13 protein-coding genes and 1 pseudogene are annotated in these 12,316 nt (G+C 44.0%); 5 read left to right on the top strand and 9 right to left on the bottom strand.

Annotated features, from left to right (window positions below):
• Positions 1 to 324 precede the first annotated feature (324 nt).
• Together LGZ98_RS21685 and LGZ98_RS21680 are read left to right on the top strand one after the other, a co-directional pair.
• On the top strand, positions 325 to 597 hold the full coding sequence (locus LGZ98_RS21685) for a type II toxin-antitoxin system TacA family antitoxin (protein ID WP_011144582.1): 273 nt from the start codon (positions 325 to 327) through the stop codon (positions 595 to 597).
• Positions 588 to 1,076: a GNAT family N-acetyltransferase gene (locus LGZ98_RS21680; protein ID WP_011144581.1), complete on the top strand. Its 489-nt coding sequence runs from the start codon at positions 588 to 590 to the stop codon at positions 1,074 to 1,076. Before LGZ98_RS21685 ends, LGZ98_RS21680 begins: the two co-directional genes overlap by 10 nt.
• Positions 1,077 to 1,158: 82 nt before the next feature.
• On the opposite strand, the gene LGZ98_RS21675 is transcribed toward LGZ98_RS21680, so the two are convergent.
• From LGZ98_RS21675 to LGZ98_RS21650, 6 genes are read right to left on the bottom strand one after another with little or no spacing between them, the layout of a single operon-like run.
• A complete protein-coding gene (locus LGZ98_RS21675; protein WP_262978569.1) occupies positions 1,159 to 1,788 on the bottom strand; it encodes a bifunctional 4-hydroxy-2-oxoglutarate aldolase/2-dehydro-3-deoxy-phosphogluconate aldolase in 630 nt (209 codons plus the stop codon).
• 17 nt (positions 1,789 to 1,805) lie between these two features.
• Positions 1,806 to 2,750, bottom strand: coding sequence for a sugar kinase (locus tag LGZ98_RS21670; protein ID WP_113041231.1), 945 nt, complete (start codon positions 2,748 to 2,750; stop codon positions 1,806 to 1,808).
• Entirely contained in the window at positions 2,747 to 4,171 is a 1,425-nt protein-coding gene (gene uxaC / locus LGZ98_RS21665; RefSeq protein WP_262978568.1) for a glucuronate isomerase, read from the bottom strand. Before uxaC ends, LGZ98_RS21670 begins: the two co-directional genes overlap by 4 nt.
• Complete coding sequence (locus LGZ98_RS21660; protein ID WP_262978567.1) at positions 4,168 to 5,649, bottom strand: fructuronate reductase; 1,482 nt, start codon at positions 5,647 to 5,649, stop codon at positions 4,168 to 4,170. The genes uxaC and LGZ98_RS21660 overlap by 4 nt, the downstream gene beginning before the upstream one ends.
• Positions 5,650 to 5,688: 39 nt before the next feature.
• Positions 5,689 to 6,990, bottom strand: coding sequence for a TRAP transporter large permease (locus LGZ98_RS21655; RefSeq protein ID WP_262978566.1), 1,302 nt, complete (start codon positions 6,988 to 6,990; stop codon positions 5,689 to 5,691).
• A gap of 27 nt (positions 6,991 to 7,017) precedes the next feature.
• Positions 7,018 to 7,524, bottom strand: a complete 507-nt coding sequence (locus LGZ98_RS21650; protein ID WP_262978565.1) for a TRAP transporter small permease — start codon at positions 7,522 to 7,524, stop codon at positions 7,018 to 7,020.
• A gap of 297 nt (positions 7,525 to 7,821) precedes the next feature.
• Between LGZ98_RS21650 and LGZ98_RS21645 the strand changes: the two genes are divergently transcribed.
• The 3 genes from LGZ98_RS21645 (at position 7,822) to uxuA (ending at position 10,944) form a co-directional block, all read left to right on the top strand.
• Positions 7,822 to 8,802, top strand: coding sequence for a TRAP transporter substrate-binding protein (locus LGZ98_RS21645; RefSeq protein WP_262978564.1), 981 nt, complete (start codon positions 7,822 to 7,824; stop codon positions 8,800 to 8,802).
• Between the two features lie 117 nt (positions 8,803 to 8,919).
• Entirely contained in the window at positions 8,920 to 9,681 is a 762-nt protein-coding gene (locus LGZ98_RS21640; protein ID WP_113041236.1) for an FCD domain-containing protein, read from the top strand.
• An 84-nt stretch (positions 9,682 to 9,765) separates the two neighbouring features.
• Positions 9,766 to 10,944, top strand: a complete 1,179-nt coding sequence (gene uxuA, locus LGZ98_RS21635; RefSeq protein ID WP_113041237.1) for a mannonate dehydratase — start codon at positions 9,766 to 9,768, stop codon at positions 10,942 to 10,944.
• Positions 10,945 to 11,134: 190 nt separating this feature from the next.
• Here the strand turns inward: uxuA and LGZ98_RS21630 are convergent, their stop codons facing one another.
• The 3 genes and pseudogenes from LGZ98_RS21630 to LGZ98_RS21620 all read right to left on the bottom strand — a co-directional run.
• Entirely contained in the window at positions 11,135 to 11,314 is a 180-nt protein-coding gene (locus LGZ98_RS21630) for a hypothetical protein (protein ID WP_113041238.1), read from the bottom strand.
• 84 nt (positions 11,315 to 11,398) lie between these two features.
• Complete coding sequence (locus tag LGZ98_RS21625) at positions 11,399 to 11,815, bottom strand: deaminase (protein WP_229015727.1); 417 nt, start codon at positions 11,813 to 11,815, stop codon at positions 11,399 to 11,401.
• Between the two features lie 320 nt (positions 11,816 to 12,135).
• Positions 12,136 to 12,316, bottom strand: a pseudogene (locus LGZ98_RS21620) (anti-phage dCTP deaminase); the annotation flags it as partial.

The following is a 12,316-nucleotide window of genomic DNA, read 5'->3' as shown; positions in this document are numbered from 1 at the left end:
TCCATCCTTCTACAGCCACTGTCGCTAAAATCATTCGATCAAGGTTTTCTAGTTGTTCAAATTTAACCCCAAACTTAAGTTTCAACCGCATTAAGATATTTTCAGGTATCAAGCTCACTGTCAGTAATTCTAACAAAGTTTGTTCTGGTGTCTAACGTTCATATAAATTAGGCCGACGCCAGTCAGCAGAAGACCAGCCACTATATTTTGGATAACCCAGCATGCTTACGTTTCATAAGATTTCAAATGGAGACGCTAAATGTATATCTATTAGATATACAACTGCTATAATGACTATCTACCAATTTGCTACACAGGTGATTTATGAGAACACAACCTAAAGAAACCCCGATCAACATCCGGGCGAAAGCCTTCCAGCGGGAGCTTATTGACCATGCAGCAAACCTGCTCTCAAAGACCCGAACTGATTTCATCTTGGACGCTGCCTGCCGCGCAGCCGAAGATGCCATACTCGATCAGCGCCACTTTTTCGTTAACGACGAAAAATACCATATGTTCATGCAGATGCTGGAGCAACCGCTTTCTGATAATGAAGGTTTTAAAAAACTGATGGGATATAAAGCACCGTGGGAATAAGCACACCTGAAATATTAACGGCTGAACATAATATAAATGATTTTTATTGCCAGCATGAAACATTAAACGAATGGCTTTCACGCCGGGCTTTAAAAAATAATAAGCTCGGCGCGAGCCGCACATTTGTTATTTGCAAGGAAGGCACAAAAGACGTTATCGGTTATTATTGTCTAAGCGCCGGTTCAATTAATCATATTGAATCTACACCATCGCTTAAACGCAATATGCCAGATCCTATCCCTGTAGTGCTTCTTGGCCGTCTGGCTGTCGATGTGGAATATCAGGGGAAGAAGCTCGGGGCATTGCTTCTCCAAGATGCTTGGAAGCGTGTCGCCAGCACGGCAGAACAAGTGGGCATTTCAGCTATAATCGTCCACGCACTTGATGAGAGCGCGCGAACGTTCTATACGCGTCTTGGCTTCGTCCAGTCACCGTTGGAGCCATACACGCTGATGCTTCCATTAGGCAAACAGAAGTGAAAGAATTTTTACTAAACCCTTTTTTTCCCTTTGGTATTATTGTCGGAATAATATTTTATCCCAAGACAAGAACCACTATTCCTTAAGTATTCACCAAATCCACCGCTTCACGAGTCAGGCGACCGATTTCCTGCCAATTTCTGCTCTCCACCAGCGCTTGACTAACCATCCATGAACCACCACACGCCACAATACGCGGTACAGCAAGATAATCGCGAATATTATTTGGTCCGACTCCCCCAGTCGGCATAATTTGCAATTCAGTATAAGGTGCCAATATCGCTTTAATCATTGGCAAACCGCCGGAAGGTTCTGCCGGGAAGAATTTCAGCAGTTTTAACCCCAATTCCATTGCACCTTCAATCGCACTTGGATTATTCACACCCGGAATAATAGGAATATTTAATTGCAGACAGGCTTTGACCGTATTTGGATTAAACCCCGGAGAAACCATAAAATCAGCGCCAGCTTGTTTCGCAGCAACCACCTGATCACGATTCAGAACGGTTCCTGCGCCAATTAACATACTCGGCTGAGCCTCTCTCAACAGACGAATAGCTTCCGCCGCCGCCGCAGAACGGAAAGTAATTTCCGCTACCGGCAAACCATTGTCAGCTAATGCCTTACCCAACGGAATAATATCTTCCGCTCGGTCAATAGCAATCACAGGTACAATTTTTAACTGGCGTAACTGTTCAATCATCTGTTTCATCAATTTTCTCTCCGCTGTTAAAAGAAACTGTCAGTCACTGCTTGAGTTGCACTGATTGGAATAATCGCCCCTTTATGCTGAATAACGGTACCAGCCAGACAATGCCCCATAATTGCCGCTTGTTGTATCGGACAATCCGTCAGAAATCCTGCCAGAAACCCAGCATTAAAGGCGTCTCCCGCCGCCGTGGTATCGGCCACGTTAACAACCGGCACCGTTGGGATCAGCTCAATCGGAGTATCCTGTACCAAATGCTGATAATAGCAACCGGCAGCCCCCGCTTTAATCACGGCTTCTTTAACGCCTGCTTGTTTAAGACGAATCATGGTTGCTGTAACCGATTTATCGCCCCACAGCTTACATTCATCGTCATCTGTCACCAGTGCCAATGAGGTAAAGGCGAGTAATTTCTGATAACAAACTTGGGTTTCCTCCACACTTTGCCATAATGCCGAACGATAATTACTGTCGAAAATGATGGTTTTTCCTTGAGCAGCCAGCTCAGCCAGCAAGTTTAGTAGCTTTTCACGATCATCAACAGGCAAGATAGCCAAACTGATACCACTGAGATAAATGGCATCCATCTGCTGTAATGCTTGCATAACCGAAGAGAAATCAGGATGGCGCACCATATAACGGGCAGCGGAATTATTACGCCAGTACAGAAAGGTGCGCTCTCCCTGTCCATCAAGTTGAATCAAATACAGTCCCGGTTGGCGAACCGGATCACGCAAAATCAGATGGGTGCGAATACCCTCGTCTTGCCAACGTGTGATCATCCCTTCACTGAGCGAATCCAAGCCCAACGCAGTCACAAAATGAACAGCAATCTTCTGTCGGCTTGCACGTGCTAAATAAACCGCACTGTTCAAGACATCACCACCGAAAGTCTGATGCATGGTCGAAAAAGGGGCACCATTAAGTTCGATCATACATTCACCAAGGAGTGCAATCTGCTTCATAGATTTTCTCCCGGCAAAGCAAAATAACGGCGGGCGTTATTAAAACAAATATCCTCAACTATCTGCCCTAACATGGCTTTGTGGTTAGGAATTTCGCCCTTTTCTGCCCATTGCCCTAACACATTACACAGAATGCGGCGAAAATATTCATGCCGCGTGTATGAAAGAAAGCTACGAGAATCGGTCAACATACCAACAAATTGACTCAGCAACCCAAGTTGGGAAAGTTGTTCAAGCTGACGCAACATGCCATCTTTCTGATCATTGAACCACCAGCCCGAACCAAACTGCACTTTACCGGCGATACCGCCACCTTGAAAGTTACCGGCCATCGTAGCAATCACTTCGTTATCTCGTGGATTCAGACAGTAAAGAATCGTTTTCGGCAACTCATCCGTCACATCCATACTATCCAGCAAGCGAGATAGCGGCCAAGCAATATTGTTATCACCAATGGAATCAAAGCCGCTATCCGCGCCAAGTAAGCGGAACATCCGGCTATTATTGTTGCGAATAGCGCCGATATGCATTTGCATCACCCAACTACGGGCGGCATATTGCCGGCCAAGCCAGACCAGAATCGCCGTGGTGTACTGTGCAATTTCAAGCTCAGAGAGAATGCCCCCTGCCAGCCGTTTTTGCAGGATGCCATTTAATACCGTTTCATCAGGAATAGGAGCATAGCGCAAATTTTCTATGCCGTGATCAGCAGCCCGGCAGCCATGAGCAGCAAAATGCTCAAGCCGACGCTCCAACGCGTTCAACACATCAGCAAAAGCAGCAATCGATACATCAGCCACGGCTTCAAGCTGTTTGATATAGTCAATGAAACCCGCCAGCTCGATTTTAAATACCCGATCAGGACGCCAGCTTGGTAATACTTCGATATCGAAACTCTCATCTGTCGCGATTTGGCGGTGATATTGCAAAGAATCTACCGGATCATCCGTGGTTCCAACCATACGCACATTCATTTGCTGCATGATGCCACGCGCTGAAAACGCCGGGGTTGCCAGCTTTTCATTACATTGATGCCAGATTTCATCCGCGGTTTGCGGCCCAAACAATATCCCGCTAATACCAAATGGACGACGTAATTCTAGATGTGTCCAGTGATAAAGCGGATTTCCTAAGGTCAACGGTACTGTTTCTGCCCATGCCTGATATTTTTCATAATCACGGGTTTGCTTGCCGGTAATCAGTGATTCATCAATACCCGCACAGCGCATAGCCCGCCATTTGTAGTGATCCCCTTCCAACCAAATCTGACCAAGGTTATCAAACCGGCGATTTTCAGCAATTTCACGCGGATTAAGATGACAGTGATAATCATAAATCGGCATATCTGCGGCATGTTCATGATATAGCTGACGGGCAGTTTCATTGTTCAGAAGAAAATCGTCACACATAAAATTTTTCATATCATTTTCCTGTCAGCTAAATCGAGTGCCGCCACAGCATGACGAGCGCCGCAATCCAATAATAATTGATAAGCTGCGGTAACCGCCCGGACAAAATGCGGATTAGCTAACACTGGGTTACCAAAAATCGCCAACAACGCGGGTACTACATCAACAGATAACCCATATTGCTGGTAAATGGATTTAAACTGCTCAACCAGCGGATCACGCACATCAATCAATTTGCCTTGTTCATCTTTTCCACTGACATAACGCATCCACCCGGCGATACCCAAGGCTAAATGGCGGTAATCGCTGCCGTTTGCCAGATGATAAATGACAGAATCAAACATACGTTGTGGCAGCTTCTGGCTGCCATCCATTGCTATCTGCCCGGTTTGATGCTTAAGGTTGGGGTTACTAAAACGTTCAATCAACAGATGAGCATATTGAAAAAGATCGGTTCCTACCGGCATCGTCAAAGTTGGCGCTTGTTCTTTCAACATTAGATCCAAAGCGGCTTGCCAGTAATCGGGGTTCACCATTGCGTCAGCAATATGCGCATATCCCGCTAAATAGCCCAGATAGGCTAAAAATGAGTGGCTACCGTTTAGCATCCGTAATTTCATGGTTTCAAAAGGCACCACATCTTTAACGAATTGAGCTCCTGCCACATCCCAGTTTGGGCGGCCATTGGCAAAATTATCCTCAATCACCCACTGACGGAAAGGTTCACAGGTGATTGCACACGGATCATAGACCCCCAACTGTTCAGCTATCTCCTCCAACGATGCTAATGTGGCCGCAGGAACAATCCGGTCAACCATTGTGCATGGAAAAGTCACATTCAGTTCAATCCATTGGGCTAACTTTTCATCACGCAAACGGGCAAAATCCACCACCGCTTCACGGGCAACTTTGCCATTTTCTCTGACATTATCGCAGGACATCACCGTCAATGGCGGCAAGTCACGTTCATAACGCAGACGAAGCGCCTCGACAATATAACCAATGGCCGATGTCGGTTCGGTTGGGTTAGCTAAGTCCCGTTGAATGAATGCATTATTCACATCCAGCTTGCCGCTGGCTGCATCGATGCAATACCCTTTTTCGGTAATCGTCAGAGAAATAATCGCCACTTGCGGCTGCGCTATAGTTTCCAGAATACCTTGCTGACCCACAAACTCAGGGTGCAAAGCATCAATCATAGAGCCGATAATTTTTAGCTCCGTTTTCTCTGCCCCTTTCTCCGCAATGGTACACAAGCAATCCTGCTGTTTAAGTTGCTGAATCAACCGATGACCGGAGAACAAACTGACTTCACAAATTCCCCAATCACTGCCCGTTTTTTCCAACATGTGATGAGTAAAAACCGCCTGATGTGCGCGGTGAAAAGCGCCACATCCCAGATGGACAATACGGGCAACCAACTTCTGACGATCATAAGAAGGCAGAGAAATAGCGGGATTAATTTTGCTGTTGGCTATATTACGGATCATAGAACAATTCCTGTTTAATGACGCGGATGACCTGAATGCTTAGTAATTCAGTAACATCTGAGGCAACCACAAGCTCAGTTGCGGTATGAAGGTCACCAGCATCAACGCGATAACCAAAGCGCAATACATGGGGATTAAAGGCTTCAATACCTTATTAATGCTGACCTCACCGATAGAACAACCCACAAACAACGCACTCCCTACCGGCGGTGTACAGATACCAATAGCCAGGTTGAAGGTCATAATGATACCGAAATGTACCGGATCAACGCCCATATTCTGCGCTACTGGCAGGAAAATCGGCGTAAAAATCAGAATCGCCGGTGTCATATCCATAAAGGTTCCGACCAACAACAGAATGAGATTAATGACCAGCAGAATAACCAGAGGGTTTTCAGAAACCGCCATGAGTGCATCAGCGATCAAATAGGGCAGATCCGCATTCGCCATTGCCCAAGACATGCCCATTGATGCACCAATCAACAACAAAACAATGGAAGTGGTCACCGCAGAATCCAGAATGATTTTAGGTAATTGGGTGAAACTGACTTCACGATAAATCAATACTGCTAATACAAAGCTATATAACACGGCAATCGCCGAGGCTTCTGTGGCAGTAAAAATACCCGCAATGATCCCTCCCATAATAACCACAACCAGCATCAGAGAAGGCAATGCGCGAACCAATGTGGTGAAAAACTCGTTCCATGTAGGCTTGGGTGATACCGGATAACCACGGCGTTTGGCAATGATTGCCGCGACAACCATCAAGGATACGCCCATCAAAATGCCGGGAAGATAACCCGCCAGAAACAGTGCAGCAATTGACGTGCCACCAGAAACCAGTGAGTAAACAATCAAGGTGTTACTTGGCGGGATCAACAAACCGGCAGGACAGGAAGCAATGTTTACAGCGGCAGAATATTCCGGTTCATAACCCTCTTTTTTTTGCATTGGCGCCATCGTTCCACCGACCGCCGCAGCCGATGCCACTGCTGAGCCCGAAATCGCGCCGAAAAACATATTCGCCATGATATTGACGTGAACCAGAGAACCGGGCAAACGGCCGCCCATGACTTTTGCCAGATTAATTAGACGGGCAGCGATTCCCCCTTGGTTCATCATATTTCCCGCCAAAATAAAGAACGGGATAGCGAGCAGAGAGAAGTTATCAACACCGACTGCCATACGTTGAGCAACCACAGTAATCGCCGCTTCCATTGGCAAAGTCATCATAATTACCAGTAATGATGACAAACCAATCGCAAAAGATACCGGTACACCCAGTGCCAGCAACATGGCAAAACTACCGAACAACGCTAAAACCACTTGCCAATCCATAAGCTTATCCTCTTCTGCCTGATGACTTTATTGATTTTCAGAAATAACCACGTCTTTACCTGAAAAATTCCGAATAAGAGCAACAATGTCTACTAGCACATAGCAAATCATCAGAACACCGCTAATTGGCAGACATAAATAGACATATCCCATCTGTAGCCCTAGCGCAGGGGTAATTTGCCCGGTTTCAAGGGTTGAGATCACCAGTACCGATCCGCCATACACCAGCACGATCGCAGCAAACAGAGCGATCGCGGCTTGGATCACCAAACCCACACTATTTTTGCCTATCCCCTTAAGTTTCATCGTTAACAGGTCGATAGCTAAATGGCGATGTTGACCTGTGGTATATGCCCCGCCAATCATGGCGACCCACATAAACAGATAACGAGCAAGTTCATCCGTTACCGTACTCGGCGTACCAAACACATAGCGGGAAACCACCTGCCATGTGACACAAAACACCAAAAATACGGAAAGGCTGACGGTAAAAAATGCCAAACCTTTATTGATGCAATACACAAGGTTTTTCACGGGGCTTTGTCCTTATTGGCCTCAACGAGTGCCCTATTTGATCGACCAAATAGGACAAACTGTCTGACCAAAATCAGTAAAGGAAGCTTTACGTTGCTTGGATTATAAGATCCAGGTCAAAAAAACATCCAGTGAGCGGGATCACAAACTGACTGGTTCACCCGTTGGTCCGATTATTTTGTGATATTGGTCAACCAAATTACTTTTACTTTTTGACGAAATCCGAAGTGATGCTTATGGTTTGACCATCAGTTCAGTTGTGCCCGTAACCTATTTACAACAATTGGAGAACGAACAATGAGCAATTCTAAGCGTATTTTATCTACTGTAATTGGTGCGATATTTGCCTTAAGCGCGTCACAAGTTACGGCGGTAACAACATTAAAACTCAGCCATAACCATAACCGCGATCATGCAGTGCACAAGGCAATGACTCAGTTTGCAGATGAAGTTCGCCAAAAAACGAATGGTGATGTTCGTATTCGTATCTATCCAGACGCACAATTGGGCAACCAGCGGGAATCGATGGAACTGATGCAAAATGGCGCATTGGATTTAGTCAAATCCAATGCCGCAGAACTGGAAGCTTTTTCGCCCGCTTATTCTGCTTTTAACTTACCTTATCTGTTCCGCGATAAAGCCCATTACGAAAAAATTAAAAACGGCGAGATGGGTAAAGAGATTCTGGCATCCAGCAAAAACCGTGGCTTTATTGGCATAACCTACTATGAAGCCGGCGCTCGTAGCTTCTACGCCAAAAAACCTATCCGCACGCCAGAGGATCTAAAAGGCATGAAAATTCGGGTTCAGCCTGGCCCAACAGCCATTTCGATGGTGAAAAATTTAGGTGGTAACCCAACTCCGCTGGCTTACGGCGAACTGTATACTGCTCTACAACAGGGTGTGGTAGATGCCGCAGAAAATAATATTCCCTCTTTCAGCCTGAGCCGTCACAGTGAAGTTGCCAGATACTTCTCGCTGGATAACCATACTATGGTGCCAGACGTCCTTGTTATTTCTACTAAATCGCTAAATAAGCTGTCAGCAGAACAACAAAAAATTCTTATAAACGCGGCCATTAACTCTTCTCAATATATGACGAAATTATGGGAAAAATCAGAGGAGAAAGAGCGCCAGAATGCAAAGAAAATTGGCGTTAAGTTCGTCGATGTGGATCAAAAATCGTTTGAAGAGGCGGTCAAACCTATGTACGACGACATTAAGAAAAGCGACCCAGTGCTTTACCGCATGGTGGAGCGCATCCGCGCAGTCAGATAGTCATTGGCGAAGGCCATTTGGCCTTCGCCCTTAAGCGGCATTTCTGGTTGACCAATTTCCATTTTTGACTATTATCTACACAATACCATCGATAATCACGACAATAATAGTGACACCATGAAGCATTTACTTGAGCCAAAACGTCCTTACCAAGAAGTTGGCATTTCATTAAGAGAGATGATTGCCAACCAGCAATATCGTATCGGGGATCGCTTACCGCCGGAGCGAGAACTTGCTGAATTACTACAGGTTTCCAGAACCGTTGTGCGTGAAGCATTAATTATGCTCGAACTAGAAAGCCTTATTGAAGTCCGCAAAGGTTCCGGGATCTATATTATTAACCGCCCTCACCTACCCACTTCCTCTTCATTCTCAGTTAACGCAGCAGGACCTTTTGAGTTATTACAAGCTCGCCAATTACTGGAAAGTAATATTGCCGAATTTGCCGCCATGCAAGTGACACCAAATAACATTGCGAATATGCGTCGAGCCTTGCAAAAGGAATCCGAAGATTTAGCCTCCGGTGAAGATGAATCCGGCGACAGAGAATTCCATCTGGCGATTGCGGAAGCAACCCATAACAGCATGTTAGTTGAACTGCTTAAACAATCTTGGGCATGGCGAGAAAATAATCCCATGTGGCAGAAACTGCACACTCGAATTACCGATAAAGATTATCGTAAAGAATGGCTGCATGACCATCAGATCATTTTATCCGCCATGATCAAAAAAGATCCGGCGGCGGCCAAACAAGCAATGTGGCAACATTTGGAGAATGTGAAATTACGTTTACTGGAATTGTCTGATGTTGACGATCCCTATTTCGACGGTTATCTCTTTAATTCATATCCCTATGAAATAGCAAAGAGGCGTAATTAATTTAACGACATAATTAATAATTTTTTATATCCAATTATTCTGGTGGATTTTTTTCATTCTGAATTTATGCAAAGGTAGATAACAATGGAACAAACCTGGCGTTGGTTCGGCCCAAATGACCCTGTTTCTTTAGATGATATCCGTCAGGCTGGTGCAACTGGCATCGTTACCGCATTACACCATATTCCTAACGGACACGTTTGGAACAAAGACGAAATCTTGGCCCGTACAACCCTCATCGAAAATAAGGGGCTTATCTGGTCAGTTGTTGAAAGTGTACCTGTCCATGAAGAGATTAAAACTCAGACCGGTCGCTATCAGCAATGGATTAATAACTACAAAACTTCACTGAAAAATTTGGCGGAATGTGGCATCGATACCGTCTGCTATAACTTTATGCCTGTGCTGGACTGGACACGCACCGATCTGGAATACTCACTCCCTGATGGTTCTAAAGCCCTACGTTTTGATCAAATTGCCTTTGCCGCATTTGAAATCTATATCCTCAAACGTCCAGATGCAGAAGCTGATTACACCGTCGAAGAACAAGCTCAGGCAAAAGTCTATTACGACAACATGTCTGCTGCTGATATTAAGAAACTCACCACTAATATTATTGCCGGTCTGCCGGGGGCCGAAGAGGGCTATACGTTAGCAGAATTTCAGGCGCAATTAGATCGCTACAAAGATATTACCCGCGATAAACTGCGTGAACATTTGGCTTATTTCCTGCACCAGATTGTTCCTGTATGTGAAGAATATGGTTTACGTCTGGCAATTCACCCAGATGATCCGCCGCGTCCTATTCTGGGCTTACCACGTATTATTTCCACTATTGAAGATATTGAATGGTTAGCAACCATTGAACCAAGCCCGGCTAACGGTATTACCATGTGTACCGGCTCCTATGGCGTTCGTGGTGATAATGATTTGGTCGAGATAATTAAATGCTATGGTAATCGAATCTATTTCACTCACCTGCGCTCCACCCAACGGGAAGAAAACAGTAAAACTTTCCATGAAGCCGCTCATCTGGCAGGTGATGTGGATATGTATAATGTAGTGATGGAAATCCTGCGTGAAGAATATCGCCGTAAGAAGGCTGGAGATAACCGTTTGATACCTATGCGCCCTGATCATGGTCATCAAATAATTGATGACCTGAAAAAACAGACTAATCCCGGCTATTCCTGCATTGGCCGATTAAAAGGTCTGGCAGAAATTCGCGGTCTGGAATTAGGTTTAAGGCGAGCGTTTTTTTAAAATAAGTAATGAGTTTAAGTTATTCACTATATTTACTAGTAACCCTAAAAAGGGTTACTTTTTATATTTTCCCACATCGATGTGTCTATCAAGGTGTTGAAATAAAACCTTATTCTATTATTTTAATTAGTTTTCTAACAGTGAGAAAACCCTTATCAAACTCTCTGTTTTTCAATTAAGTAAGAATAAGTTATACCAATTTGTTTTTAGTGAAAGTCGTATAACCTCCAGGTTTTAACGCAATATTATCTCTACGGGATATATGTGGATTACGAGGAGTTCTCAATCCAACTTTTTTCCAATCTGGCCATTGCTCAACTATTTTTCTCATTTCGGCTAAATAAGCTAGAAACTCTTCTCTCTCGGTCATTTTCCTAACTCCTCTATTAAGTTATCCACGTTAATTACTGATTGTGACTCTTTTTCTACATAAGATAATGGTAGCATCTGCATCCTAAGCTTTGCTTTTAGGATAGGGTTCAATATAGACAACTCGTGTTATACCACTGGCAACGATATGTTTTGCACAATTATGGCAAGGGAATGTAGTACAATACAATATTCCATTATGAGTACTAATGTTACTTCTTGCACATGCCAAGATTGCCTCCATTTCAGCATGCACAACCCTGCCATATTCGGTAATATCCTTTATTTTACTTTTTAGGAGATATTCCTTAAATACTTCCTTTTGTTCATCTACAATACCTTTAAGTACATCTTCAATAATTAACCTTTTCTGTTTCGCATTTGAATCCTCACCTATCTTATAATCTCTACCATTTTCAGCATTTTCAATTGCATCTCCTACATAATCAGGCCAATATAATCCTCCGCCAAATCGTGGTACATCATTAGCTCCAGTTGAGATTATATTCTTATCTTTGGTTAATACCGCACCAACCTGACGGGAAAGATCCCTGATCGTAAAGAAGCAGAAAAAGCCATAAACATAGCATATTCATCAAAGGTTGGTGTGACATATGGATTACCAAAAATAAGATCTAATATTCTCCATATATTATTGTCGGTCCTATTTTTATTTCCATCATAATTTATAAAGAAATCTGATAACTCATAAGTATCTCTGGTATGCTGTCCCCATTTATTCCCCTCATTAGAATCACGATCGATCAATTTTTTAGCCTTTACCTCATCAATACATTTATCAACAATAAGATTTCTTAATATTTATGATTCACCAGTATATACACCTATCAGGAAAAAGCCATTTGCATAAATATCCCTTAATGCATTGACCTCATCCGGGTGTTTAAGAGAATTTATAATATATGCTTTCCTGACCGATGGTGTTGGTAAAGTGTTTTTCTTTCTTCTTCCTTTATTTATCTTTGCTGCCGCAGCCAATGCT

This window comes from Photorhabdus kayaii (assembly GCF_025384895.1).
Lineage (GTDB): Bacteria > Pseudomonadota > Gammaproteobacteria > Enterobacterales > Enterobacteriaceae > Photorhabdus > Photorhabdus kayaii.
This window is presented reverse-complemented; position numbering and strand designations above follow the sequence as displayed.